Here is a 25,774-nt window from a genome sequence, read left to right on the forward strand (position 1 = left end):
GCGCATTAGCACTGATGTACAGGTGAAACCGCCAGCCATCGGGGTTTCACGGTTTTCCTTGGATAAAAAGAAGCACGGGGTACACAACTGATGGACGCAACATCCACAACCACCACCGCGAACGGCGGGCATGAGAGCAAGCTCAGTGCCTCGCTGAAGTCGCGCCACCTGACGATGATGTCCATCGCCGGGGTCATCGGCGGCGCCTTGTTCGTAGGATCCGGCAGCGTGATCCACAGCGCTGGGCCGGCCGCGGTGCTGGCCTACCTGGCAGGCGGCATCCTCGTGGTGCTGATCATGCGCATGCTTGGCGAAATGGCAACGTCTTCACCCGACACGGGCTCGTTTTCCACCTACGCCGACCGCGCCATCGGGCGCTGGGCCGGCTTCACCATCGGCTGGCTGTACTGGTGGTACTGGGTCATTCTCATGGCCTGGGAAGCCTACGTAGCCGGCAAGATCCTGCACGGGTTCTTCCCAGATGTGAGTGTCAACGTGTTCGTGCTGGCCACGACGTTGCTGCTGATCACGGTTAACTTCTTCAACGTCAAGCACTACGGTGAGTTCGAGTTCTGGTTCGCCCTGATCAAGGTCATCGCGATCGTCTGCTTCCTGATCGTCTGTACCGCAGCGGTGCTCAACATCTGGCAATTCGGCGAGGTGCGGGGCATTACCCACCTGACCGCCGAAGGGTTCATGCCCAATGGCATCACCACAGTCATCGGGGCGTTGCTGGGGGTGATGTTTGCATTCCTGGGCGCCGAGATCGTGACCATCGCAGCCTCCGAGGCCAAGGACCCGGCAGCGCAGATCGTCAAGGCCACCAACTCGGTGGTATGGCGCGTGTGCCTGTTCTACGTAGGCTCGATTTTCCTGATCGTTTGCCTGGTACCGTGGAACGACCCGCACCTGGGCGTCTCCGGCTACGGCGCCTATCGCCGTACCCTTGAGCTGCTGGGCGTGCCTTACGCCGAGTTGCTGATGAACTTCGTGGTGCTGACCTCGGTGAGCAGCTGCCTGATCTCTGGCCATTACACCGCCTCGCGCATGCTGTTCTCCCTGGCCCAGCGTGGCGACGCACCGTCGTTCTTCAAGATCACCCGTGCCGGCACTGGCGTGCCGGTGTACGCGATCATGGGCTCGTGCGCGGTGGCAGTGGTGTGTGCGCTGATCAACTTCAGCGAGACCCTGCGCCCCAAGGACGTACTCGATACCCTGATGAACACCACGGGCATGATTGCCCTGCTGGTGTACCTGGTGATCGCGTTCTCCCAGCTGCGCATGCGCCGCAAGCTGATTGCCGAAGGCAAGGAAGTGCGCCTGAAGATGTGGCTGTTCCCGTGGCTCACCTACCTGGTGATCGCCTTCATCGTGGCGGCCCTGGTGACCATGGCGTTCATGCCTGACTACCAGATCCTGGTGATCTCTACCGGCATCGCGGCGGCGCTGGTGGTGGCGATGGGGGTTGTGCACCAGATGCGCAGCGCGCCTCGACACTAAGCCTCATCGGCTCTGCGAAGCGGCCGGTTCCCTCCAAGGGGCCGGCCGCTTCGCGTTTTGGGCGACAGATGGCATATGCTGGAGGGCATCGCTCATCGGAGAACGTTGCCATGTCCTGGTCTGCCACCCAGTATTCCTTGTTCGAAGACGAACGCACCCGGGCGGTGCGCGACCTGCTGGGGGCGGTACCGCCGCGCCCGGTGCGGCATGCCACCGACCTGGGCTGCGGGCCAGGCAATTCCACCGAAGTGCTGCTGCAACGCTGCCCCGATGCGCAGGTGACCGCGCTGGACAGCGACCCGGACATGATCGAGAAGGCCCGAGAGCGCAAGCGGCTGTGTATCCCCCGCGTGCACATGATTACGGCGGACATCGCAGGCTGGTCCGCTCCTGAGCCCCAGGACCTGATCCTGGCCAACGCCTCGTTGCAATGGGTGCCCGACCACGGGCGGCTCTACCCGCACCTGGTGCGTCAGCTCAGCGAAGGGGCGAGCCTTGCGGTGCAGACGCCCGACAACCTGGAGGAGCCCGCGCACACCGCATTGCGCGAGATTGCCTGCCGTGGCCCGTGGGCGGCCAAGTTCGAGGACTTCCAGTTGCCGCCGCGCCATGGCGCGGCGTTCTATTACGACCTGTTGAGCCCGCTGTGTGCCCGGGTGGAAGTGTGGCGCACCACCTACCACCACCCCTTGGCCGACGGCGCTGAGGGCGTGGTGCAGTGGTTCAAGGGTTCGGCCTTGCGGCCTTACCTGTCGCGGCTGCAACCGCATGAGCAGGATGATTTCCTGCAGATGTACCTGCAGGCGATGCAAGGCGCCTACCCGCCAGCTTCCGATGGCAAGGTGCTGCTGCCGTTTCCGCGCTTGTTCGTGGTCGCTACCCGCTGAGTCGTCTGGTGGGGTGTCGGCGCAGCGCAGACGGTTGTCGATCCTTGCCCATAGGCGTATAAACTGCTCCCACTTTTTGTGCCGGTCGTTTCCTGAACCGGCCGCTGAAACAAGAGAGACGACATGGGCGCACAGTGGAAAGCCAAACATAAAGAAGCCGCGGCCAATGCCAAGGGCAAGGTCATGGGCAAGCTGTCCAAGGAAATCCAGATCGCCGCCAAATCCGGCGCCGACCCGGACATGAACCCGCGTCTGCGCCTGGCCATCGAACAGGCCAAGAAGGCTTCGATGACCCGCGAAACCCTGGAGCGAGCCATTCGCAAGGGTGCTGGCCTGGATGGCGATGCCGTGCAGTATGCGGCTGTCAGCTACGAAGGCTTCGCCCCGCACCAGGTCCCGCTGATCGTCGAGTGCCTGACTGACAACGTCAACCGCACGGTCGCGCAAATTCGCGTGCTGTTCCGCAAGGGTCAGCTGGGTGCCAGCGGCTCGGTCTCCTGGGACTTCAACCATGTCGGGCTGATCGAAGCCACCCCCAACGGTGACGCTGATCCTGAGATGGCTGCCATCGAAGCCGGGGCCCAGGACTTCGAAGAAGGCGAAGAGGAGGGGTCAACCCTGTTCATCACCGATACCACCGACCTGGACGCTGTGCAGAAGGCCCTGCCGGTGCACGGTTTCACCGTCACGTCGGCCAAGATCGGCTACACCCCGAAAAACCCGGTGAGTGCCTCGAGCCTGAGTGCCGAAGCCCTGGCCGAAGTCGAGGCGTTTCTCGAAGCCATCGACGAGAACGACGACGTCCAGAACGTCTACGTTGGCTTGACGCAGTAAGCGCGAGCCCCATCTGCCGATGCTGCCCATTGCCAGGCGTCTCGTACAGGCGATGGCTGGGCAGCGCTGCACCGGGGCGTGCCCCGAGCGGGAGCTGCCGTGAATCCTGCCTTTGCCACGCTCAGCCTTGGGCACCTGCGGGTGCTCGATCACCTGCTGCAGGTGCAGAACCTCAGCCGGGCGGCTGAGCGCCTGGGCGTGAGCCAGTCGGCCTTGAGCCGCCAGTTGGCTCAACTTCGCGAGGCCTTCGACGACCCGCTGCTGGTGCGTCAAGGCCGAGGCTACGTGCTGAGCGAGCATGCCCAGACGCTACGCGAGCCCTTGCGCCAGGTGCTGGACGAGCTGCAGGCGCTTCGTCAGCCTGCGGTATTCGAGCCTGGCCGCTGCCAACGCCGCTTTTGCCTTGCTGCTTCCGATTATGTCGCCGAGCATATGCTCCCTTTGCTGGTGACGGCGCTGGAGCAGGACGCGCCAGGCATCAGCCTGGAGTACCGCACCTGGCAAGCCGGGCAATATGACCTGCTCGCCAGTGGCGAGATCGACCTTGCCACCACCTTGTTCGACGAGTCGCCGCCCAATGTGCACGGGCGTCTGCTTGGCGAGGATCGGGCGGTGTGCCTGATGGCACCGGATCATCCCTTGACCGCCCATGGGCGGGTTTCGCAAAGCGACTACCTGGCGTGCAGGCATGTACGAATCTCCGGTGGCGGGGACAAGGACAGCTTCATTGACCAGCATCTGCGTGCACAGGGCCTGCAACGGCACATCAGCCTGCAAGTGCCGTTTTTTTGCGCAACGGTAAAGGTGGTCGCCAGCAGCCAGGCAGTGGCTACCGTGCCCGAACATATCGCCCGCCAATTGTGCCGTCTGCATCCGCTGGCGTGGCGCCCGTTGGGGTTCGTCGAGCACAGTCAGCGGTATTGGGTGGTGTGGCACGAACGTTTGCATGGGTCGGCCGAGCATCGCTGGTTTCGAAACCGGGTGTTCGACCTGTGGCGCCAATCTCAATTCGGTGTCCAGGGCGGCCTTGCGTATTTGCCATAGCAGCTATGCGCAGGGCGCGGTTCTTCGCGCAGGCGGCGCGCTCTACACTGCTCCCAGCCAACCGCCGACCCGCACTGACCGCCATCAGCGCGTGAGGCGCCCACCACAGGAGCACGTGCATGACCCCCGAAGCGTTTCGCCAGTATGGCCATCAACTGATCGACCTGATCGCCGATTACCGCCAGACCGTACAGCAGCGCCCGGTCATGGCCCAGGTCGAGCCCGGTTACCTGAAGGCGGCGCTGCCGCCGGCCGCGCCGCAACAGGGCGAGCCGTTCGACGCGATTCTCAAGGACGTGGACGGGTTGATCATGCCGGGCCTGTCCCATTGGCAGCACCCGGATTTCTACGGTTATTTTCCCTCCAATGGGGCGCTGTCCTCCGTGCTGGGGGACTTCCTGAGTACCGGGCTTGGCGTACTGGGCTTGTCGTGGCAATCGAGCCCAGCGTTGAGCGAACTGGAAGAAACGACCTTGGACTGGTTGCGCCAGATGCTGGGTTTGTCGCAGCAGTGGAGCGGGGTGATTCAGGATACCGCCTCGACCAGCACCTTGGTCGCGCTCATCTGCGCCCGTGAGCGCTCAAGTGATTACGCCCTGATCCGTCATGGGCTTCAAGGCCAGGACAAGCCCCTGATCGTGTATGTCAGCGCCCATGCCCACAGTTCGGTTGACAAGGCGGCGTTGCTGGCAGGCTTTGGCCGCGACAATATCCGCCTGATCGCGACCGATGAAGCCTATGCGCTGTGCCCGACTGCGCTCGAGCAGGCCATCGAACAGGACCTGGCGGTTGGCAATCGGCCGTGTGCGATCGTTGCCACCTGCGGCACTACCGCCACTACGGCCCTCGATCCGCTGCGCGCCATCGGCGCGCTGGCCCAGCAACATGGCCTGTGGCTGCATGTGGACTCAGCCATGGCCGGCTCGGCGATGATACTGCCCGAGTACCGCTGGATGTGGGATGGGATAGAGCTTGCCGATTCGGTGGTGGTCAATGCGCACAAATGGCTGGGGGTAGCGTTCGATTGCTCGGTCTATTATGTGCGCGACCCCCAGCACCTTGTGCGCGTGATGAGCACCAACCCCAGCTACTTGCAGTCCTCGGTCGATGGGCAAGTAAAGAATCTGCGCGACTGGGGCATTCCCTTGGGGCGCAGGTTCCGCGCCTTGAAACTGTGGTTCATGTTGCGCGCAGAAGGTGTCGAGGCCTTGCAAGCACGGCTGCGCAGGGACCTGGACAATGCCAGGTGGCTGGCCGAACAAGTGCGCGCGGCAAGCGACTGGCAGTTGCTCGCCCCAGTGCCGTTGCAGACGCTGTGCCTTCGGCATTGCCCTGAAGGGATGGCCGACCAGGCGCTGGACGCCCATACCCGAGCCTGGGCCGAGCGCCTGAATGCATCAGGCGACGCCTATGTGACGCCCGCGGTGCTCGATGGACGCTGGATGGTGCGTGTGTCGATTGGCGCCCTGGGCACTGAGAGGGAGGATGTGCAACGTCTCTGGGCCAGGCTGCAGCATGTGGTGCAGGGCTGACAACCGTGGCGCCCATACCCGTTGCCCCAAGGAAAAACACGCTGTGGTGATGATTGAACTTCCGCGCTCCGGGTATCTCTTCTAGAATCCTGCTGCCACGCCCAATCGGGGCGTGCGCGCGGCTTCATAATGGCGCAGCGCGGTTTTGCGTCCACTTCGAGAGAGCCATGAGTTCCAGTACCCCGCTGTCCGGCGTCAACCAACCGCTTCGCGGCATCGTGTTGGTGGTGTGCGCCACGTTCATGTTCGCCAGCCACGACGCCTTGTCCAAGTTCCTGGGAGGGCTGTACCCGATCGTGATGGTGGTGTGGGCACGGTACGTGGTGCACACACTGTTGATGGCTGGCATTTTCCTGCCGCGCTCGGGCCTCAACGTGTTGCGCACCCGACGCCCGCTGCTGCAAACCTTGCGCGCCTTGAGCCTGCTCAGCACCAGCCTGCTGTTCACCTCTGGGTTGCAGTACCTGCCATTGGCCGAAGCGACTGCGGTCAACTTCCTTGCACCGGTACTGGTCACTGCCCTGTCTGTACCACTGCTCAAGGAACGGGTCACGGTAGCGCAATGGGTGGCAGTGGTATTGGGCTTTCTGGGGGTGCTGATTGTCGTGCATCCAGGCGGGGCGCTGTTCACGCCCGCCATCCTGTACCCGTTCGGCTCGGCGCTGGGCTTCTCTTTCTACCAACTGTTGACCCGCATCCTGGCGGCGCACGACAGCCCGACCACCAGCAACTTCTATGCAGGGTTGTGCAACACCCTGGCCATGAGTGCGCTGGTGCCGTTTTTCTGGGAAACGCCGCGCTGGGACCATGCCTTGCTGATGCTGGCGCTGGGTGGTTTCGGTATGACCGCTCACCTGCTGCTGACCCAGGCCTTCCGTTTCGCAGCGCCTGCGCTGTTGGCGCCGTTCAGCTACTGCCAGATCGTCTTCGCTGGCCTGCTGGGCCTGGTGTTCTATGGCCAGACCCCCGATACGCTCAGCCTGGTCGGGATTTGCGTGATCTGCCTCAGTGGGCTGGGGGCAGCCTGGATGCAACGGCGGCGTTAGTGCACTGGCCAGCGCCACTGCAGATGTGAAAGGCAGTACTGCTGCCAATTCGAAGTCGCTTGGGTACAAACGTGCATGTGGGTTGCGTGCTGCAATGCTTTCAGGCGGCCGGCCTGACTTGCGTGCTCACAAACCCAAGGAATCACGATCATGCACATGCCCGATACCCTAAGGATTCGCAATGGCCAGAAGGTCGAAGCGACGTTCTCGGCTCAAGAATATGCCCGCCGGCATGCCGAGGTGCGCGCCCTGATGAGCGCCCAGCAGCTCGAGGCACTCGTCTTTACTTCCTATCACAACGTCAACTACTACAGTGACTACCTCTATTGCGCGTTTGGGCGCGCCTACGCGGTGGTGATCACCCCTGATCAGGTCGTCCTGATCAGTGCCAACATCGATGGCGGTCAGCCATGGCGTCGGTCGGTCGGCACCGACAACATCGTCTACACCGACTGGCGGCAGGGCAGTTTTTTCACCGCCCTGCGCCAGGCGCTGCCGCAGGCGGGGCGCATTGGCGTGGAGGGTGATCACCTGACGCTCCACACCCATGCCGCGCTCGCGGCATGCTACCCGCATGCCGAGCTGGTCGATATCAGCACCGCCTGCATGCGCCTGCGGCTGATCAAGTCGGCTGAAGAGCAGGCCCTGATCCGCCAGGGGGCACAGGTCGCCAATGTTGGCGGCGCGGCGGTGATCGACGCGCTGGCTGACCAGGCACCGGAGTACGCGGTGGCACTGCATGCCACCCAGGCCATGGTCCGGGACATTGCCAGGCGCTACCCCGACAGCCAGTTGATGGACACCTGGACGCTGTTTCAATCCGGACCCAACACCGATGGCGCCCACAATCCGGTAACCAGCCGTCGCGTGGGCAAGGGTGAAATCTTAAGCCTCAACTGCTTCCCGATGATCAGCGGCTACTACACGGCGTTGGAGCGCACACTCTTTCTCGATCACTGCCCGGACGAGTACCTGCGCCTGTGGCAGGTGAACGTTCAGGTGCACGAGGCAGGTCAACGCCTCGTCCGTCCAGGCGTACGGTGTTGCGACATTGCTGCTGAGCTCAATGAAATCTACCGCCAGCACGACCTGCTGCAATACCGCACCTTCGGCTACGGTCATTCCTTCGGGGTGCTTTGCCACTACTACGGGCGCGAGGCCGGCCTGGAGTTGCGCGAGGACATCGACACCGTACTGGAGCCGGGCATAGTGGTGTCGATCGAGCCCATGATCATGCTGCCACAGGGCCTGCCAGGGGCAGGCGGCTATCGCGAGCATGACATTCTGGTGGTGACCGAGCAGGGGGCCGATAACATTACCCGGTTCCCCTATGGGCCGCAGCACAACGTCATCTGCAAATGAGCAGCGAGCGCTCTGTCAGCGCAAGGCTGCCAGGCGGCGCTGCGCGGAAGGCGAAACACCGAACAGTCGGCTGTACGCCTTGGAAAAGTGCGCCGCCGAGCCGAAGCCGCAGGCCAGTGCGACGTCGCCAACGGGCGCGTCGCCTTGCAGCAGCAACTGCCTGGCGTGGGTTAGCCGTAGTTCCTGGTAATAGCGCGTGGGGGTACGTTGCAGCTGATGCTTGAACAGGCGCTCGAGCTGGCGCACGGTGATGCCGGTCAGCTTGGCCAGCTCGCTGGGTGCCAACGGCTCCTCGAGGTTGGCTTCCATGATCGCAACGACTTGGCTGAGCCGCGGTTGCGCAGTACCCAGCAAGGTCCTCAGCGAAACGCGCTGGCGTTCGCGCTCGCTACGCACCCGGTCGCACAGCAGCAGTTCGGCGGCCTTGGCGGCAATGGCCTGGCCGCCCGGCTCGCGAGCCACCAGTTGCAGCATCATGTCGATGGCCGCCACACCGCCTGAGCAGGTGTAGCGGTCGCGGTCCAGCTCGAACAGCTGCTGCGAGCAAATGATGTTAGGGAAGCGGGCGCGCAGCGTTGGCAGGTCCTCCCAATGAATGGTACAGCGGTAGCCGTCGAGCAACCCTGCCTTGGCGAGCAGGTAACTGCCGGTGCAGATGCCGCCGATCGGCAGGCGTTGCCTGGCCCGTTCGCGCAGCCAGCGGATGTGCGCCCCGGTGGCAGGGCCGCGCTCGATGGGGTTGGGGCCCACTAGCAACAGTACGTCCAGCGCTGGCGCGTCATCGAGCGTGCAGTCAGGCAGCACGCGCATGCCGTTGCTGGCGGTGACCGGCCCCTCCTGCGCCGCGATCAGTACGCTGCGAAACAAGGGCCTACATGCGGCCAGGTTGGCCATGCGCAGCGTTTCCACCGCCGATGCCAGGCCGATGGTGGTGAAATTGGGCATGATCAGAAAACCGAATGTCTTGACCGTGCCGGAGTGTGGATTTACCGAAGCGGGGTGGACCATTGGGCGATTCCTGTGCAAGCTGGGGCATAGTTTGCCCAGAAGGTGGCTGCAAGTGAACCCAGAAAACCTGTTGGCCCAGTTGCCAGGCTACCCGTTGGCCCCCGATGCGATCGAAGTGCTCCCCGATGCCCAGGCCTACCGAGCCTGCCTGCTCGAGCGTATCGGCGCAGCGACCCGGCGGATCGTCATCGTGGCGCTGTACTTGCAACATGACGAGGCGGGCCAGGAGGTGCTGGACGCACTCTATCAGGCCAAGGCGGCTCGTCCAGGGCTTGAAATAACCGTCGTGGTGGACTGGTTCCGGGCCCGGCGTGGCCTGCTGGGGGCGGGCAGGCAGCCTGGCAATGCAGCCTGGTACCAGGCCGAACGCCAGAGCCGCCAGTTGGACATCGCGATCCATGGCGTGCCTGTGCAGACCCGCGAACTCTTCGGGGTGCTGCACCTCAAGGGCAGCATCATCGATGACTGCGTCATCTACACCGGTGCCAGCCTCAACAACGTCTACCTGCATCGGTTCGACCGTTACCGGCTCGATCGCTACCACCTGTTCCACAGCAGGGCCCTGGCCGACTGCATGGCCGACCTGGTGCATCGGCTGCTTCACCCGCAGGCCACGCCGCGCCTGGACCTTCCTGCGCCGCCTTCGACCGCCGATTTGCGCAGTGACATTCGCCGTCTGCGGGCAGGGATGCGCCGGCTGACATACGCACCAGGCCCTGCAACCGAGCCGGGGCACCTGCGAGTGATTCCGCTGATCGGTGTCGGCAGGCGCAATGCATTGAACAAGACGGTGTGCGCGCTGTTTGCCGTGGCCCGCGAACGTATCGTCATCAGCACCCCGTACTTCAATCCGCCGCGGGTCGTGATGCGCGAAATTGACGACGCGTTGGCACGCGGCGTGCGGGTAGAGTTCATCGTCGGCCATCGTACTGCCAATGACTTCTACGTCCCTCCGGGGGAGCCGTTCCATGCCAGCGGGGCGTTGCCTTATCTGTATGAGGACAACCTCAGGGCCTTTGCGCGCCGTCGCGAGCACCTGCTGGCCAGTGGTCAGCTGCAGGTCCGATTGTGGAACGATCCCGGGCACACCTTTCATGCCAAGGGCGTGTGGGTCGATGAACGTTACAGCTTGCTGACCGGCAACAACCTGAACCCGCGCGGCTTCAACCTGGACCTGGAGAACGGCCTGCTTATCGATGACCCCCTTGGGCAATGGCGGGGGCCGTGCGAACAGGAGCTGAGCGCATTGCGTGAACATGCCCCGGCTATCGCTTCGGCGCACGCTTTAGGCGTCAAGGCCGAACACCCCAAACCCGTGCGCAAGCTGCTGCGCAGGCTACGCTATAGTCGGTTGGAACCGTTGATCAAGCGGGTGCTGTAGGGCAGGGGCTGTAGTGCGGCCTGCCCGATGGTCGATAGCGTTGATCGGCCGGGCACGCTGTAGGTCCACCCTGTGCATCCCCGACAATAGGCGCTCAAGGAATGGAAGCAGCTTTTGGCAATGATTCGCCGCGCAGCCGCATGGTTCGCCGCCTTGTACTGGCTTTTTCGGGCCTGCTCTTGTTGGCGATGATCCTGGGGCTGGTGTCGCTTTATCGCATCGCCGTTTCGCTCGATGAGCGGGAGCTGGAACAAAGTCGATTCCATGCAAATGCGGCTTTGGCACAGTTGCACAAGGCCGAGCGCACCTATCTGTGGACCCATGCTTCCTGGCAGGCAGCTTACGACCATCTGGCGCGTCCAGCGGACCGGCAATGGGCGTTCGATGAGGGCAACGTTGGCGCCACGCTCTATAGCGACGATGGCTATGCGGGCGTGTTCGTCCTGGACGATCAGGGCACGCTCTATGCAGTGGTGCAGGGGCGTCTGACCGACTTGGGTTTCGATCACTTCAGCTCCGAAGGCCATCGTGTCCTGCAACAGGCTCGCCAGGCCATGGCGCAGCAACAACCGGCGTCGGGCTATGTCATGTTTGATGGCCAGCCTGCGGTCTTCACCTCTGCCGTGATACGTCCACCTGCGCTTGCCGACAGCCTGGCTAAGCATCACTCGGTGATGGTCTTCATCCGGTTGATCGAAGCCGACATGCTCAGTCAGATGGGTAAGACGGCCGGCCTTACGGACCTGGCTATCACTGCAAGCGACAATGCTGCGGACGATTTGGGGCATTTGCGGCTTCAAGGGGTTCCCTATCGTTTGACCTGGCGCATGGACCAGCCCGGTAGCGATCTGCTGCAAGCGGTGTTCACACCGCTGGCTGTGGCACTGCTGATCATCCTGGCACTGATGGTATTGCTTGCACGCTATGCCATGCGCACCAGCGCCGACATTGACCGCAGCTACCATCAGCTGGCTATTTCCAAGCGGGCGCTGGAGGCCAGCGAAGCGCGCTTCAAGGCCGTGGCCGAGGCGGCTTCCGACTGGATCTGGGAGACCGATGCGCAGCAGCACCTGATCTATCTTTCACCACGCTTTGCCGAACTGACCGGGCACGACGCCGAGCTCTGGCTCAATCAGCCGATCTGCACGTTGTTCGATTGTGAAACCGGTCATGTCGAAACCTGGCTGCACAGCCTGGGCGCCAGCGAGTCTACCGGCACGCTGCGCTGCCATTACCTGGACAAGGCCGGGCAGCGACGCGAGTGCCGAATCGCGGCCAGGGCCATCATCGAGCACAAAATCTGCAAGGGATTTCGCGGCACCTGTACCGACATCACCGATGAGGTGGCAGCCCATGCCCGAATTCAGCACCTGTCACAACATGACGCCCTGACCGGGCTGCCCAACCGTAACAAGCTTTTCCGCTTCCTAGAGGACAGCGCCAAGGTGTCGCGGGCCGTGCTGATGCTCGACCTGGACAACTTCAAGCCGATCAATGACAGCCTCGGCCACCCGGCCGGTGATGCAGTGTTGATGGAGGTGGCGACGCGGCTTGGTCAAATGACCCGTTCCAGCGACCTGGTAGCGCGTCTGGGGGGCGACGAGTTCGTCATCGTCCTGATCGCACCGGGCACGCGTGATGAACTCGACCGGTTCTGCGCCCGGCTCATCGACACCCTCAAGCAGCCGATGGCGGTTGAGCACCACAAGGTACAGATAGGCGCCAGCCTGGGTGTGGTCATCTCCGACGATTACCCAGGTGGCCCTAGCGACCTGATCCGTTATGCCGACGTAGCGCTGTACGGGGCCAAGCAATCGGGCAAGAACACATGGCGGTATTTCTCCACGCAGATGAGCGCAGCACTGCTTGAAAAGCGCGTACTCGAACAGGAGCTGCGCGAAGGCATCCCCCGTGGCGAGCTGCGGTTGCATTTCCAACCCCGGTTCAAGGTGGACGGGGTAACGATCGCCTCCGCCGAAGCGCTGGTGCGCTGGCAGCACCCCCGCCTTGGGTTGCTGATGCCGGACGAATTTGTCGGCTTGGCCGAGGAAAGCGATGTGATCGTGTTGCTGGGCAACTGGGTGCTGCAGGAGGCTTGCAAGGAGGCAGGAGCCTGGCCGCTCGATGTGCTGGTGTCCGTGAACATGTCGCCTGCCCAGTTCAGCCGTAGCGACGTGGTACGCGATGTGGCCGAGGCCTTGCGCACCACCGGGCTGCCTGCGCACCGGCTGGAGTTGGAAATCACCGAGAACGTGATGCTCAACGACGTTGAAGGCGCGTTGCAGACGATGAACGCATTGAAGGAACTTGGAGTGCGCTTGAACATGGACGACTTCGGCACAGGCTATTCGTCACTGGGCTACCTGCGTACTTACCCGTTCGACAGCATCAAGATCGATCGTCGGTTCGTCCAGTCGCTGGGCAAGAGCAGCAGTGACCGCAGTGTGGTGCAGGCGATCATCAGCCTGGGGAACGCCATGGGCATGACGGTCACGGCCGAGGGGGTGGAAACTGCGGAGCAGCTCGCTTTGCTCAGTGATGACCAGTGCCATGAGGTGCAGGGTTACTGGTTGAGTCGTCCGGTGGACAACCAGGCGTTGATCTCATTGATGGCGTCGGCCGCTACACATACCCCTGATTAACGTAGCACTTGTAGGGGCGGCCCTTGTGCCGCGATGGGCCGCGCAGCGGCCCTGGGATTTGAACGCTGTACCACGGATCGCCGGGGCCGCTGCGCGGCCCATCGCGGCACAAGGGCCGCTCCAACCAGAGGGCTGCTATGAAGCTGCAAGTCACGGCAGCAGAAAAGTCTGGCGCACGCGGTCGTCTGCTGCTCTGAAAATCCAGCGTGAGCGCATACAATCGCCGCCTTTACGAACCACTTCGATAGGCTACACCCGCCATGGCGCTAGACCCACCTACCATGCTCACCATTTCCATCGCCTTGGCGGCAGCGGCGGCGTTGTACCTGGCAATAGAGTGGCGCAGTGTCCGCGAGTCATCGTTGCTGTACTGGAGCGCCGGGTTCGCGACCATTACCGTCGGTTGCACCTTGGCGCTGCTGCGAGGCGTTGGCCTTTTGTTCATCGGCATCTGGTTCGCGAACGGCCTGCTGGTCGTGGCCCATGGCTTGTTCCTGCTAGGCGTGCTGCGCTTCACCCAGGACCGGATTTCGCGGGCCTGGCTGGTGATCGTGCTGATCTGGTTTGCCCTGTTACTGCTGCCTGCCGGCCCAGAGTGGTCGAAAGTCATGCTGATGGCCAACTCGCTGCTGGTTGCCGCCCTGACCTTGAAGGCCAGTAGCCTGCTGCAGCCGCACGGGCAGTCGCTGAGCGTAGGTGCGGTCCAGTTGCGGTACGTGCTTCTGGTACATGGGTTGTTCTACGTGATCAAGGCAATCATTGCGATTGCGCCGGGCACGTTGATTGACCTGGCCAGTTTCGGTGGGTTGATCATCCAGGTCTCCCTGGTGGAGGGTGCCATGGCGATCATGCTGATCGCGTTGTCGATGACAGGCACGGTTCGCTACCGCCGCGAAGAACGCATCGCTCGGCTGGCCGCACGGGATCCGCTGACTGCGCTGTACAACCGGCGTGCCCTGGAAATGCGTGCGGGGCCTTTCTTCAAGGAGGTCAGCAATGTCCGGCCTGCAGCGTTGTTGTTGATCGATATCGACAATTTCAAGCTGGTGAACGACCTGCATGGGCATGCAGCAGGGGACCGGTTGCTGGTGGCCTTGAGTGAAATGATCCGTGCGGTGTTGCCCGAGCGCTCCCTGGCGGCGCGGTTAGGCGGGGATGAGTTCGTGATTTTGCTCAGTGGGGCAAGCCGTGAAGGGGTCCTGGGGTTGGCCAAGGGATTACGGGAGCAATTTCAGGCCTATGCCGGCGGGGCAGTCCCGACACCTGCAGCGGTGACGTTGAGCATTGGGGTGAATGTGTTTGACCAGGCGCCAGCGAGTCTGGCGGCGCTGATCGAGCAGGGGGATGTGGCGTTGTACGAGTCCAAGCGCGCAGGGCGCAACAGCATTCGATTTGTGGAGCGACAGGTGACAGGTGGCGAGTTTTCTTGAGCGAGATAGGGGTGCGGTCGTTACGCTAATCCTGCCTCGTCATTGATCTACGTGTGCAGCCCTGTAGGCCTCACCGGCCGGAGTGGGCCGCAGAGCGGCCCCCGAAAAATGAGCCAGGAAGCTTGAATGCTGGGGCCGCTGCGCCGTCTACCGCAGCGGCCCCGTCTATTTGTCAAACGTGAATCAAGTCACAACCTGATAGCAAGGCACATAAGCCGCCCCACCCGGCAACTTCATCCGATGCTGGTCAACGAATGCCTGCAGCAAACGCCCAAGCGGATCCAACACAGCGCTGTCACCGCGAATTTGATAGGGCCCGTGCTCTTCAATCAGGCGAATGCCCTTGTCCTTGACGTTACCCGCCACAATCCCGGAAAACGCTCGGCGCAAATTGGCCGCCAGTTCGTGAGGTGGCAACTCGCGACGCAGATCCAGGTCAGCCATGGCCTGGTGAGTGGGGTCGAAGGGTCGCTGGAAGCTCTCTTCGATCCGCAGCAACCAGTTGAAATGGAACGCATCGTTGCGCTCGCGACGGAACTGTTTGACCTGCTTGAGCCCTTCGACCATGTGGCGCGCCACTTCAGCCGGGTCGTCAATGATGATCTCGTACAACCGATGCGCTGCCTCGCCGAGCGTTGCGCCAACGAAGGCATGCAATTGCTGCAGGTAGGGCTCTGCACTGCGTGGGCCCGTCAGCACGACCGGGAAGGGCACATCCTGGTTATCCGGATGCATGAGGATACCCAGCAGGTACAGGAATTCTTCTGCCGTGCCTGCACCGCCCGGGAAGATGATGATGCCGTGACCGACCCGCACGAACGCCTCCAGGCGCTTCTCGATATCCGGCAGGATCACCAGTTCGTTGACGATCGGGTTGGGCGCCTCGGCGGCAATGATGCCCGGTTCCGTCAGGCCCAGGTAGCGACTGCCCTGCATGCGCTGTTTGGCATGGGCAATGGTGGCACCTTTCATCGGGCCTTTCATGACACCCGGGCCGCAACCGGTGCACACGTCCAGCTTACGCAGGCCCAGCTCATGGCCCACCTTCTTGGTGTACTGGTATTCCTCGGTGCTGATCGAGTGACCGCCCCAGCACACTACCATCTTCGGCTCGACGCCCGGACGCAGGGTGCGGGCGTTGCGCAGCAAGTGGAAGACGTAATCGGTGATGCCCTGGGAGCTTTCCAGATCGATGCGCTGGCTGGCCAGCTCGCTTTCGGTATACACGATATCGCGCAAGGCGCTGAAGAGCATCTCCCGGGTGCTGGCGATCATTTCACCATCGACGAAGGCATCTGCCGGGGCGTTCAGCAGCTCCAGGCGAACGCCTCGGTCCTGCTGATGGATGCGCACTTCGAAATCCTGATAGGCCTCGAGGATGGTCTTGGCATTGTCGACATGGGCGCCGGTGTTGAGGATGGCCAGGGCGCACTGGCGGAACAGGGTGTAAAGAGTGCCGGAGCCGGCTTCGCTCAGTTGCTGTACTTCACGTTGGGACAGCGTTTCTAGGCTGCCTTTGGGGCTGACGGATGCATTGATGACATGGCGTTGGGGCATCTAAGTCTTTCCTGTGCGGGTAAAACATCCTTCTTTGACCACACCATACCGAGAAATGGAAGCGGCAACGAGAGGCATGCAAAAAAAGCCCGGCACTTCATGGCGGCCCCAGCGGCGCGCATTGCGAAACAATCACCCCAGCAGCCGCTGCACGGCCAGGGTAATGGCCAAGCCGCCCCCAAACGGCCACACGTTGAGGATTGCCCCCGTTGCCAGCACGCGAGGCCCGGCGTGGCGTATCTGTTCGAAGCGGGTTTCCATGCCCAATGCGGTCATGGCCATGGTCAACGCAAAGGTGTCCAGGCCGTTGACGGCTTCGCGCAGGCTCAAAGGTAGAACCTCCAGCGAATTGACCGCTACCAGTGCCAGGAACCCGAACGCAAACCACGGCACCGTGAGCCGACCCTTGCCTGACGCCAAGCCGGATTTTGGGGTACGGCTGATCCACAAACCAACCAGTAACAAGACAGGCACCAGCAGCATCACACGCGTCATTTTCACGATGGTTGCCACATGGCTGGCATCAGGGCCAAGGGTACTGGCGGCGCCGACTACTTGAGCCACTTCATGGAGGGTGCCGCCCAGCCAAAGCCCAGCGGTCTGGGCATCCAGGTGCAGCCAGCCAGCCTGAATCAGAAAGGGATAGAAAAACATCGACGCCGTGCCGAACAGCACCACGCTGCCCACGGCCACTGCACTTTTATGCGGCGCGCTGCGCAGTGCCGATTCAAAGGCCAAAACGGCCGCAGCCCCGCAGATGGCGCTGCCCGCAGCTGTAAGCAGAGCAGTCTCCCGGTCAAGCCCGAGCAGTTTCATGCCACACCACAGGCCTATTGCCAATGTGCTGCTGATCACCAGCAGCGAGATCACCAGGCCAGGCCAGCCAACGTGTGCAATTTCCTGCAAGCTGATCCGCAGGCCGAACAAGGCGACGGCAACCCGAAGCAGGGCCCGGGCGCAGAAGTGTATGCCCTGTGCATAGCAGGCCGGCAGGCGATCTTTCAGCACATTGCCGACGGACGCCCCGGCCACGATGCCGAGGATCAACGGGCTGAGGCCAAGCTGGACGAAGAGGGGCAGGGCTGCCGCCTGGCTGATGCCAAGCGCGAGAACGGTAACCAAAAGCACACCCTTGAGCGTTGCGCAGCGGTGCGCGGCAGGTGCGTCAGATGGCGTAGAAGGGGCAGGTGTCATGGAATTCTCCAGCAACTGGAATCTATGAGCACCACGATATGTTGGTTATAAGCTTATGAAAAATCGTAATTAGGGATGAAAAATATCCATTTAGCTGATAGTTTTTCGGGATGACTCCAGAGCAACTTATAACTTTCGCCGTCGTCGCCGAGCACGGCAACATCAGCCATGCCGCATTGGCCCTGCATCTGTCTCAGCCGGCGGTGTCTGGCCAACTCAAACTCCTGCAGGAGGCGTTTGGCGAGCCTCTTTATCACCGGGCAGGGCGCGGGGTGCGCCTGACAGCAGCAGGTGAACAGCTACTGGCGCATGCCACTCGCCTGCGCGATACGTTCGATCAGGCGCGGTCACTTCGCGAAGCAATGCGCGGCCTTCAGCGCGGTACTTTGCGGATCGGTGCCAGCACTACGCCTGCAAGCTACGTGCTGCCGTACCTGATCGCCCAGTTCAAGGCACGCTACCCGGAGGTGGTGATCACCACCATACAGGGCAACACTGCCGAAATCGTCGCCGCCTTGGGTGACGTGGACTTGGCGTTGATCGAAGGGCCGCCGGGGCGAGACCTGCCCGTGGGCACTGGCGTGACCGAGTGGCTGGAGGACGAAATCGTCGCCATCGTCCCGGTTGCACACCCCTTGGCTTGCGCCGAACCTCGCGCCTTGAAGGACGTGGCCGACTTCCCAATAGTGCTGCGTGAGCAGGGCTCGGGCGTGCGTCAGGTCGTCGAGCAAGCGTTTGCCAACAGTCAACTACAGATGCGGATTGGCCTGGAGATCGCCGGCGTGGAGGGGGTGAAGGAAGCAGTACGCGCCGGTATGGGCGTAGGTTTCGTGTCTGCCATGTCGATTCGTCACGAAGGGATGGTTTTGCGCAAGGTCCAGGTGGGGCCGCGTTCACTGGTTCGCCGGTTTTCGATAGTCCTGCCCCACGCAGGCTCACCCTCTCGAGCGGCTGCCCACTTTCACGAGCTTTGTGTGGCCTTCTCCGGGGCTTCGACCCACGTTTCACGCTCACTCACCACCGGCACTTCATGAAACATGCGCCCGTCCCTGCAGACATCGCCGCAAGGCAGCCCGACTGCCACGCGGCACGTGTGCTGTCAGAGCCGCCGCTACCTCATCAGAAGTCGTCTTTCGGGCTTTTCTTGAAGGTCCAGTCGGTATGCTTGCGGGCTTGGAGGAAGCTGTTGCAGTTGGCGGTAAAGGTGTTGCGATTGGCCTCTTTGGACAAATCCGCCAGAATTTTCTCCTGCATCTGCGGGGTGCAGTTCTCAGCGGTCGGCTCGGGCACCGTTTCTTCACTGCACCCTGCGAGCAAGGCTGCCAAGCCCATTGCCGTGACCAGCTTTGCCAATTTGATGTCCATATCGCGATCTTTCTCCTTGTGTGCTGAAAGGGCAGGTGATTGTTGAACCGGGCAGCATGATACGTACACAGGCCTTGCAATGCCACCTGCAGAAAGTCACGCGCCTACGTTGAATACGTGCTTCAAATAGGCCACGAAATTTTCATCCCGGCACTGCGTCTTTCCAGGGCTATCCGAAATCTTCGCCACCGGCGCACCGTTGCAGGCCGTCATCTTGATCACCATGTTCATCGGCTCGACCCCCGGGATGTCGCAGGTCAGGCGGGTCCCGATGCCAAAGCTCACGTTGATGCGCTCGTGCAGGGCGCGGTACAGCCCAAGCGCCTTCGGCATGTCCAGGCCGTCTGAGAAGATCAGGGTCTTGGTCTTCGGATCGATACCCAGCCGGTGGTAGTGCGCGATGGCTTTCTCCGCCCAGGCCAGCGGGTCGCCCGAGTCGTGGCGCAGGCCGTCGAAGAGCTTGGCGAAATAGAGGTCGAAGTCCCCAAGGAAGGCATCCATGGTGATGCAGTCGGTCAGCGCGATACCGAGCAGGCCGCGATACTCGCGCACCCAGCACTCCAAGGCTGCAGCCTGGCTGTCCACCAGGCGAGGACCCAGCTGCTGGTGGGCCATGAACCATTCGTGGGCCATGGTACCTATTGGCCGCAGCTCGTATTCACGGGCCAGGTGCACGTTGCTGGTGCCGACGAAGCGGCCTGGGAAATCGCGCTTTAGGATGTGCACCACCTCTTCCTGCACCCGATATGAGAAGCGTCGACGAGTGCCGAAATCCGCCAGCTGGAAGCCTGCCAATTCGTCACTGCTGGCCTGGGCCTTGAGCCAGTCGAGGTTGCGGTACAACTGTTCGCGTACCTGTTCGATCACAACCTCCCGATAGCGGTAGCGGTTGCGCACTTCGCTGATGATTGCCAGCAACGGGATTTCGTACAGGATGACGTGCAACCAGGGGCCGCGTACGCGTATCGCAAGCTGGCCGGCGTCGTCCAGGCCAACATGCACGTAGCGCAAGTTGAAGCGGAACAGGCTAAGAAAGCGAATGAAGTCAGGCTTGATGAAGGGAATCTTCTCAAGGTAAGCAAGCTGATCCTGGGTGACGGTGACTTCGGCGAGTTGCTCGACCTGGTAGCGGATTTCTGCGAGATACGGGGCCAGGTCCTCACCGTTGCGGCAGCGAAACTCCCACTCCACCTCGGCATTGGGATAGTTGTGCAGCACCGCCTGCATCATGGTGATCTTGTAGAAGTCGGTGTCCAGCAGGTTCTGAACGATACGGGGGCCAAATACGCTGTCACTCATGCTGCTTGCTCCTTGATCAGGGCCAGTTGATGGTCGAGGGCCGACTCGTCGCCGCACAGCTTCACACCGTCGGCAGCCAGGGCGCCGCAGGCCTCTATCGCGCCGGCCTGGCTCAGGGCGCGGCAGGCCGGTAGGTACAGCAGCACCTCGAACCCGGCCTGGCGCAATTGTCGGGCAGTGGTGCGCACGCAGTAGTCCAGTGCGAGCCCGCCAACGATCACAGCACCCACCTGATGCACCTTGAGGTATTCGATGACGCCGGTGGAGCGGCGCTCGGCCAAGTCGTGGTAGCAGGCACCATAGGGATGCAGGTCGGGCTCCACGCCTTTCCACACGAAATAGTCGTACTCGATGGGGGCAGGCAGGCCTGGCAGCAGCTCGAAACCGGGAGTGCCAGGGACGCAATGGCTGACCCAGGTGAGGTCCGCGTTGGCCAGGGTCAGCGGCTGCAGCATCTGCGTGGCTTGGGCCACTACCCACGCGGCATTGGCGGGATGCGCATCCTTGCTGCCCAGTCGCAGGTCGGCCCGTTGTGCCATGACGTTGAGGTCTGGTGCGATTTCATGACCTTCGGGGACTGGGAGTTCCTGGGGTGCATGGCACGTGAAGCCTATTTGTGCGTCGACATCGAAGCTGGCGATTTTCATGGAGGTTCTCCTCGCTGGAATGGCCACATAATCCACCTGGTGTTGTATATGTGTCAAGCATCCATTATCCAGACGTTACGGCCGATTTACTTATTCGCTCTGGTGAACTATAAAAGGCTTCGGTCAAGGAGTTACGAGTGAGTACAGCTGAAGTCCTGGCAAGCGTCGACATCGTCGCGCTGCGCCTGCCGCCCGGCAGCGAGCACCTGCAGGTGCTTCTGCATCGCCGTGAGCGAGAACCGCATCAGGGCCAATGGGCACTGCCTGGGGTGATCATCAATGGGCGCACGCCTGATACCAGCCTCCAGAGCGCTGCCCACCGCGCCTTGAGCGAAAAAGCGCGCGTCCAGCCACACTATCTGGAGCAAGTCGGCACTGAAGGCAATGCCTTTCGGGATCCGCGGGGTTGGTCATTGAGCACCTGCTATTTGGCGCTGTTGCCCGCCCGCCAGGAAGTCGAGGATGAGCAATTGGCCTTTTTCGACCTCGCCGACGTGGTAGATCGCAGGGTGCTGCTGCCATTCGATCACAACCTGTTGGCGCGCCGAGCCTGTGAGCGGCTTGCGGCCAAGTCTGTCTACAGCAGTTTGCCGTTGTACCTGCTCGATACCCGGTTCACCGTTCTCGACGCGCTGGGGGCCATGCAGGCCTGCCTGGGCCAGCCTGTAAATGCAACGTCGCTGCGCAAGCGCCTGGAGCGTCTGCGCGTGCTCGGCTGGGTCAGGGACACAGGCGAAAAGAATCAGCCACCGATGGGGCGTCCGCAGCAACTGTACCAATACACGGCGCAAGGGCAGGGGCCATTCATGTTCGACCGTAGCCTGCTGCCGGAGGGCAGTTAAGCGTCCCCTCTGGCAGATTGACTGCGCGGGGCGGTCAGCGCTGACATTGAACGACTGATCAATCTCAGTGGAACGAACCGCGAATCAATGCCTCTTATCCACAGATGGCTGGCCTGTGCCGCGGATTCCACTGACATGAGATCGCTTCAAACCCCTCTAATCGACGACGCCTCCACACCGCTGAGCTTCCTGCTCAATGGCGGTGAGATTGGCCGTCTGCTTCAAACGATGAACTGGGAGAATTCGCCACTTGGGACGCCGCATGGCTGGTCCCCGCACCTTCAGGCCGCCATGGCCACATTGCTGCCAGCGCAGACTCAGGTCGTGTTGTTCTGGGGCCCGGACTATGTCGCGCTGTACAACGATGCCTATGCGCCCACTATTGGTCATAAGCACCCGCAAGCCCTCGGGCGCCCGGCACGCGAGCACTGGGCTGAACTGTGGGACGACCTCGAACCGTTGCTGCGCGGTGTGCGTGAAACAGGACAGACGTTTTCGGCCAAGGACCGTCCCTTCTACATTGAGCGCCGAGGGCACGGTGAGACGGTGTATTTCGACGTGTCGTATTCCGCCGTGCGCGAGGCTGATGCAAGCGTCGGCGGGGTCTTGTGCCTGGTCACCGAGACCACGGACCGCGTGCGTTTCCACCAGCGCCAGGCGTTTCTCCTGGAATTGAGCCGTACATTGCCTGGGCTGGGTGATGCCGCACGTATCGAATCGTATGCGGTTCAGCGCCTGGCCCAGGAGTTGGGCGCAGCCAGGGTCTGCTTCGGTGAAGACAAAGGCGACGGTGTCGGTTTCAAAGTCAGCCATGATTGGTCCGATGGCGTGGCGTCCTTGGTGGGCACCCATTCGTACCTGACGTTTGGCGCCGACCTGTATGAGCAATTGAGCGATGGCAGGACCGTTCAGCACAGGTACGAACAGCCCGCGCCTTGTCTGGCGGGCATAAGCACCACCTTGCATGCCCCTGTGCTACGTGGTGGGCGACTCGAAGCAGTGTTAGGCGTTCATTTCAGCGATGCGCGAGGGTGCTTCGAGGAGGACTGCCAGCTTGTGGAGGAGACCGCCAAGCAAGTGTGGGCTGCAATCCTCCATGCCCGTGCCGAGCGGGCGTTGCACTTGCTGAACCAGAGCCTTGAGGAGCGGGTTGCCACGGCGCTGGCCCAGCGCGAATCAGTCATGATGCAACTGCACGAAGCCCACAAGATGGAGATGATCGGGCAATTGACCGGCGGAATCGCCCACGACCTCAACAACATGCTCACGCCGATCATCGGGTCGTTCGAGCTGTTGCGCCGGCATCCGCATGCCGAGCGCGCGCCCCGGCTGATCGACGGGGGCCTGCAAGCAGCAGAACGGGCGCGCAATCTAGTCGCTCGCCTGCTCAGCTTCGCACGTCGTCAGACACTCAAACCGCAACCGGTGTCCTTGGCAGCCCTGGTCGAGGACATGCGCGAGTTGATGGCGCGTTCGCTCGGACCCACCATTGCCGTGCATGTGAATATCGACCCGTCGTTGCCCTGCGTCGTGGTGGATCCTCACCAACTGGAACTGGCCCTGCTGAATCTGGCAGTCAATGCCCGGGATGCTATCGGCGGCGCCGGCCAGCTGCAAATTATTGCCGGTGATGACACCCACTGCCTGACACCCCCCGAGGACCTTGCGGGCAAACGCCTGGTATGGATTCAGGTCAGGGACAATGGCTGCGGTATGGACGATGAACAGCTCAGGCGGTGCATCGAACCCTTCTTTTCTACCAAGGAGGTGGGCAAGGGGACGGGCTTGGGCTTGCCCATGGTCCAGGGCTTGGCGGTTCAATCCGGCGGAGGGTTCGAGATCCAGTCCACGCCAGGGCAAGGCACCCAGGCGACATTGTGGCTGCCGGCCAGCGATGCATTGCCCACCCATCGCGATGCCGAGGCTTGCGACGGACCTGTGGCCGAGCGTCCAAGCCGGGTGTTGTTGGTGGACGACGAAGAGATCGTGCGTCACGCAACGGCCTTGCAATTGCGCGACCTGGGCTATGAGGTGACCGAAGCGCCAAGTGCCGTGGCCGCTTTGCGCTTGGTGGAAAAGGGGTGGCTGCCTGATGTGTTGGTGACCGACCACGTCATGCCGGAGATGACCGGCGTACGCTTTGCCCAGCAGATGCGCCAGCATCACAGCGAGCTGCCGGTACTGATCATCACGGGCTATGCCAATCTGACGCCGCGCCAGCTAAGCGGTTTCGAAGTGCTGCGCAAGCCTTATCGACGCGCAGAACTGGCCCAGAGTGTAGCGCGCCTGCTGGCCGGAACTACCCTTAACCGAGGCTGAAACGCAAGCTTTAGCCTGCTTGCACGCTGCACGTCCTATCCGTTTCGGACAAGGCCGTCGGTGCCTGTTGCGGCAGGTACAGGGTGAAGGTCGTGCCCTTGCCCTCGACACTGCTAACCTTGATATCCCCCCCAGACTGCTTGGCGAAACCGAATACCTGGGACAACCCCAGCCCAGTGCCTTGCCCGGCGGGTTTGGTGGTGAAAAAAGGGTCGAATATCCGCTCGAACAGCTCCGTGCTGATGCCAACCCCCGTGTCGGTTACGGAAATCGCGGCATACGCGCACGGATCGGGAACCTCATCACGGCTGACCGGCAGGTGCTGGTGGGCTTGGAGGCGCACGCGCACGGTGCCCACACCGGCCATGGCATCGCGGGCGTTGAGCATCAGGTTGATGACCGCCGTTTCCAGTTGGCTGATGTCGGCGCGCACGTGGCACGGCGAAGCAGGCAAGTCCAGCTCGACGTCAATGCTCGCACCTGCTGCGGTATCGAACAGGTCGGCCATGGCTGCCAGCCGAGCCGCTGCGTCGAACACCTGCGGATTCAAGGCCTGGCGCCGTGCGAAGGCCAACAGCTGGCCGGTCAACTTGGAGCCGCGCTCGACCGTCTCGACCATGGTGCGTAGATAGCGCGTGCGCCGATCGTCGTCCAGGCCCGGACGCTGCAAGAAATGCAGCGAGGCATGGATGATGGTCAATATGTTGTTGAAATCGTGCGCCACACCCCCTGTAAGCTGGCCGATGGCCTCAAGCTTCTGGGCCTGACGCAGTTCCGCTTCGGTGTGCAGCAGTTGCGTGGTGCGGGTCTGCACATGTTGCTCCAGGCTGGAGTTGAGCGCCTCGAGCGCGAGCAAGGCGGCCTGCGTTTCGCCCGTGGATTGGGCATGCTGGATATGCGCCCAACTGCGTTCGGTCACGTCACCGAGCAAGACCCGCTCGTATTCGGTCCACGCGTGCGCTGACGCGCTGTTGACCGCCATCAAGGCGGTGAGCCTTGCGCTTTTTATCAGCGGCACGCAGCACGTGGCAGTGATCCCAAGGGCTGCAAATACAGCCGCCTCGGACTTAGGAAGTGCCTGCCTGCAATCATCGAACGCCAATGTCAGACCGCTGCGCAGTCGTTCGTTCACCTGCTTGCCGAAAGCTCCCAGGCGATGCTCTCCGATCAATGAGGGGCTCGCGTCGGTCACCGCTTCGCCACAGACCGTGAAGGTGTCATCGTCTGCTTGCATGACCGCATAGATACAGCTTGATAGCCCCAGGTGCTCAGCGAGCAGGCGCGTGGTCGTTGCCAGAATCTCTTCAGGGTCTACCGCTTGTGCCACTGCCCGGCCGAGGGTGTCCAGAAACGCCAGGCGTTGGTTACCCAGCACGGTGGCCGTGGTTTCGGTGACGGTATCGAGCATTCCAAGCACATTGCCATGCAGGTCACGAATTGGGCTGTAGCAGAACGTGAAATAGGCACGCTCCGGCCCCTTGTTACGGTCGATGACCAAGGGGAAGTCCTGGATGTAGACCGCTTCGCCCTGGAGGGCCCTGTCGGCCATGCAGCGGATATCGTCCCATGCTTCCTGCCAGACCTCTGCAAACGGTACCCCCAGCGCCACCGGCTTGCGCCCTAGAATCGGGAGAAATGCATCGTTGTGGAAGGTGAGCAGATCGGGCCCCCACAGCACAGCCTGTGGAAAATGCGAGCCCAGGCACAGCGCCAAGGTGGTCTTGAGGGTATCGGGCCAGTTTTCCAGCGGACCCAACGAGGTGCACGTCCAGTCATGCCCAAGAATGCGGTCGGCCATCACGCCGCCGCCTGCTAGCCACTTCGCCATCTGCTCTGCCGGTCATTGAAACAGGGTGCTCTAGGGTGCACCCTGAAGGCACGATTG

Annotated in this window: 20 protein-coding genes; 13 read left to right on the top strand and 7 right to left on the bottom strand. The window is 62.2% G+C overall.

Features of this window, described 5'->3' with window-relative positions; genetic code table 11:
• Window positions 1-90: 90 nt before the first annotated feature.
• The 7 genes from FS767_RS09095 to FS767_RS09125 all read left to right on the top strand — a co-directional run bounded on the left by FS767_RS09095 (window position 91) and on the right by FS767_RS09125 (window position 8,205).
• Window positions 91-1,500, top strand: a complete 1,410-nt coding sequence (locus FS767_RS09095) for an amino acid permease (RefSeq protein ID WP_027914808.1) — start codon at window positions 91-93, stop codon at window positions 1,498-1,500.
• Window positions 1,501-1,610: 110 nt separating this feature from the next.
• The gene (gene tam / locus FS767_RS09100) at window positions 1,611-2,387 is read left to right on the top strand and encodes a trans-aconitate 2-methyltransferase (RefSeq protein WP_144964930.1); all 777 of its coding nucleotides are present in this window, start codon (window positions 1,611-1,613) and stop codon (window positions 2,385-2,387) included.
• A gap of 123 nt (window positions 2,388-2,510) precedes the next feature.
• Entirely contained in the window at window positions 2,511-3,221 is a 711-nt protein-coding gene (locus FS767_RS09105; RefSeq protein WP_023535102.1) for a YebC/PmpR family DNA-binding transcriptional regulator, read from the top strand.
• Between the two features lie 99 nt (window positions 3,222-3,320).
• The gene (locus FS767_RS09110) at window positions 3,321-4,265 is read left to right on the top strand and encodes a LysR family transcriptional regulator (RefSeq protein ID WP_144964931.1); all 945 of its coding nucleotides are present in this window, start codon (window positions 3,321-3,323) and stop codon (window positions 4,263-4,265) included.
• 119 nt (window positions 4,266-4,384) lie between these two features.
• Window positions 4,385-5,797, top strand: a complete 1,413-nt coding sequence (locus FS767_RS09115) for a DOPA decarboxylase (RefSeq protein ID WP_144964932.1) — start codon at window positions 4,385-4,387, stop codon at window positions 5,795-5,797.
• Window positions 5,798-5,964: 167 nt separating this feature from the next.
• Complete coding sequence (locus FS767_RS09120; RefSeq protein ID WP_058605916.1) at window positions 5,965-6,843, top strand: DMT family transporter; 879 nt, start codon at window positions 5,965-5,967, stop codon at window positions 6,841-6,843.
• A gap of 150 nt (window positions 6,844-6,993) precedes the next feature.
• A complete protein-coding gene (locus FS767_RS09125) occupies window positions 6,994-8,205 on the top strand; it encodes a M24 family metallopeptidase (RefSeq protein ID WP_144964933.1) in 1,212 nt (403 codons plus the stop codon).
• Between the two features lie 15 nt (window positions 8,206-8,220).
• Here FS767_RS09125 and FS767_RS09130 read toward each other — a convergent pair whose 3' ends face one another.
• Window positions 8,221-9,213, bottom strand: a complete 993-nt coding sequence (locus tag FS767_RS09130; protein WP_144964934.1) for a GlxA family transcriptional regulator — start codon at window positions 9,211-9,213, stop codon at window positions 8,221-8,223.
• Window positions 9,214-9,265: 52 nt separating this feature from the next.
• On the opposite strand from FS767_RS09130, the gene pssA reads away from it, so the two are divergent.
• The 3 genes from pssA (at window position 9,266) to FS767_RS09145 (ending at window position 14,666) form a co-directional block, all read left to right on the top strand.
• A complete protein-coding gene (pssA, locus tag FS767_RS09135) occupies window positions 9,266-10,594 on the top strand; it encodes a CDP-diacylglycerol--serine O-phosphatidyltransferase (protein WP_144964935.1) in 1,329 nt (442 codons plus the stop codon).
• A gap of 101 nt (window positions 10,595-10,695) precedes the next feature.
• Window positions 10,696-13,236 carry an EAL domain-containing protein gene (locus tag FS767_RS09140; protein ID WP_144964936.1) on the top strand — a complete coding sequence of 847 codons (2,541 nt, stop codon included), beginning with the start codon at window positions 10,696-10,698 and terminating at the stop codon, window positions 13,234-13,236.
• A 260-nt stretch (window positions 13,237-13,496) separates the two neighbouring features.
• Window positions 13,497-14,666, top strand: coding sequence for a GGDEF domain-containing protein (locus FS767_RS09145; protein ID WP_144964937.1), 1,170 nt, complete (start codon window positions 13,497-13,499; stop codon window positions 14,664-14,666).
• Window positions 14,667-14,849: 183 nt separating this feature from the next.
• Here the strand turns inward: FS767_RS09145 and ppnN are convergent, their stop codons facing one another.
• Together ppnN and FS767_RS09155 are read right to left on the bottom strand one after the other, a co-directional pair.
• Window positions 14,850-16,223: a nucleotide 5'-monophosphate nucleosidase PpnN gene (gene ppnN, locus FS767_RS09150; protein WP_058638370.1), complete on the bottom strand. Its 1,374-nt coding sequence runs from the start codon at window positions 16,221-16,223 to the stop codon at window positions 14,850-14,852.
• 132 nt (window positions 16,224-16,355) lie between these two features.
• Window positions 16,356-17,417 (bottom strand): YeiH family protein, encoded by a 1,062-nt coding sequence (locus tag FS767_RS09155; RefSeq protein ID WP_144964938.1) that lies wholly within the window; start codon window positions 17,415-17,417, stop codon window positions 16,356-16,358.
• A gap of 110 nt (window positions 17,418-17,527) precedes the next feature.
• Here FS767_RS09155 and FS767_RS09160 point away from each other — a divergent pair, with 110 nt between their 5' ends.
• Window positions 17,528-18,451: a LysR family transcriptional regulator gene (locus FS767_RS09160; RefSeq protein ID WP_144964939.1), complete on the top strand. Its 924-nt coding sequence runs from the start codon at window positions 17,528-17,530 to the stop codon at window positions 18,449-18,451.
• An 85-nt stretch (window positions 18,452-18,536) separates the two neighbouring features.
• Here the strand turns inward: FS767_RS09160 and trbK are convergent, their stop codons facing one another.
• The 3 genes from trbK to FS767_RS09175 form a co-directional block, all read right to left on the bottom strand.
• Window positions 18,537-18,782, bottom strand: coding sequence for an entry exclusion lipoprotein TrbK (trbK, locus tag FS767_RS09165; protein ID WP_058605907.1), 246 nt, complete (start codon window positions 18,780-18,782; stop codon window positions 18,537-18,539).
• Window positions 18,783-18,878: 96 nt separating this feature from the next.
• Window positions 18,879-20,081, bottom strand: coding sequence for a nicotinate phosphoribosyltransferase (gene pncB / locus FS767_RS09170; protein WP_144964940.1), 1,203 nt, complete (start codon window positions 20,079-20,081; stop codon window positions 18,879-18,881).
• Window positions 20,078-20,728 (bottom strand): isochorismatase family protein, encoded by a 651-nt coding sequence (locus FS767_RS09175; RefSeq protein WP_078478508.1) that lies wholly within the window; start codon window positions 20,726-20,728, stop codon window positions 20,078-20,080. Before FS767_RS09175 ends, pncB begins: the two co-directional genes overlap by 4 nt.
• Window positions 20,729-20,865: 137 nt before the next feature.
• Between FS767_RS09175 and FS767_RS09180 the strand changes: the two genes are divergently transcribed.
• A complete protein-coding gene (locus FS767_RS09180; protein ID WP_144964941.1) occupies window positions 20,866-21,570 on the top strand; it encodes an NUDIX domain-containing protein in 705 nt (234 codons plus the stop codon).
• A 135-nt stretch (window positions 21,571-21,705) separates the two neighbouring features.
• Entirely contained in the window at window positions 21,706-23,889 is a 2,184-nt protein-coding gene (locus tag FS767_RS09185; protein WP_144964942.1) for a response regulator, read from the top strand.
• A gap of 10 nt (window positions 23,890-23,899) precedes the next feature.
• On the opposite strand, the gene FS767_RS09190 is transcribed toward FS767_RS09185, so the two are convergent.
• Complete coding sequence (locus tag FS767_RS09190) at window positions 23,900-25,717, bottom strand: ATP-binding protein (protein ID WP_144964943.1); 1,818 nt, start codon at window positions 25,715-25,717, stop codon at window positions 23,900-23,902.
• Between the last annotated feature and the right edge of the window lie 57 nt (window positions 25,718-25,774).

This window comes from Pseudomonas sp. DE0010 (assembly GCF_007680745.1).
Lineage (GTDB): Bacteria > Pseudomonadota > Gammaproteobacteria > Pseudomonadales > Pseudomonadaceae > Aquipseudomonas > Aquipseudomonas parafulva_B.

Excerpts from the sequence above, each read along its gene's own strand:
- FS767_RS09125 (WP_144964933.1), top strand. The coding sequence starts at position 6,994 with ATGCACATGCCCGATACCCTAAGGATTCGCAATGGCCAGAAGGTCGAA.
- FS767_RS09095 (WP_027914808.1), top strand. The coding sequence starts at position 91 with ATGGACGCAACATCCACAACCACCACCGCGAACGGCGGGCATGAGAGC.
- FS767_RS09120 (WP_058605916.1), top strand. The coding sequence starts at position 5,965 with ATGAGTTCCAGTACCCCGCTGTCCGGCGTCAACCAACCGCTTCGCGGC.
- FS767_RS09160 (WP_144964939.1), top strand. The coding sequence starts at position 17,528 with ATGACTCCAGAGCAACTTATAACTTTCGCCGTCGTCGCCGAGCACGGC.
- FS767_RS09185 (WP_144964942.1), top strand. The coding sequence starts at position 21,706 with ATGAGATCGCTTCAAACCCCTCTAATCGACGACGCCTCCACACCGCTG.
- FS767_RS09105 (WP_023535102.1), top strand. The coding sequence starts at position 2,511 with ATGGGCGCACAGTGGAAAGCCAAACATAAAGAAGCCGCGGCCAATGCC.
- FS767_RS09190 (WP_144964943.1), bottom strand. The coding sequence starts at position 25,717 with ATGGCGAAGTGGCTAGCAGGCGGCGGCGTGATGGCCGACCGCATTCTT.
- FS767_RS09155 (WP_144964938.1), bottom strand. The coding sequence starts at position 17,417 with ATGACACCTGCCCCTTCTACGCCATCTGACGCACCTGCCGCGCACCGC.
- tam (WP_144964930.1), top strand. The coding sequence starts at position 1,611 with ATGTCCTGGTCTGCCACCCAGTATTCCTTGTTCGAAGACGAACGCACC.
- ppnN (WP_058638370.1), bottom strand. The coding sequence starts at position 16,223 with ATGCCCCAACGCCATGTCATCAATGCATCCGTCAGCCCCAAAGGCAGC.
- FS767_RS09175 (WP_078478508.1), bottom strand. The coding sequence starts at position 20,728 with ATGAAAATCGCCAGCTTCGATGTCGACGCACAAATAGGCTTCACGTGC.
- pncB (WP_144964940.1), bottom strand. The coding sequence starts at position 20,081 with ATGAGTGACAGCGTATTTGGCCCCCGTATCGTTCAGAACCTGCTGGAC.
- trbK (WP_058605907.1), bottom strand. The coding sequence starts at position 18,782 with ATGGACATCAAATTGGCAAAGCTGGTCACGGCAATGGGCTTGGCAGCC.
- FS767_RS09115 (WP_144964932.1), top strand. The coding sequence starts at position 4,385 with ATGACCCCCGAAGCGTTTCGCCAGTATGGCCATCAACTGATCGACCTG.
- FS767_RS09145 (WP_144964937.1), top strand. The coding sequence starts at position 13,497 with ATGGCGCTAGACCCACCTACCATGCTCACCATTTCCATCGCCTTGGCG.
- FS767_RS09140 (WP_144964936.1), top strand. The coding sequence starts at position 10,696 with ATGGAAGCAGCTTTTGGCAATGATTCGCCGCGCAGCCGCATGGTTCGC.
- FS767_RS09130 (WP_144964934.1), bottom strand. The coding sequence starts at position 9,213 with ATGGTCCACCCCGCTTCGGTAAATCCACACTCCGGCACGGTCAAGACA.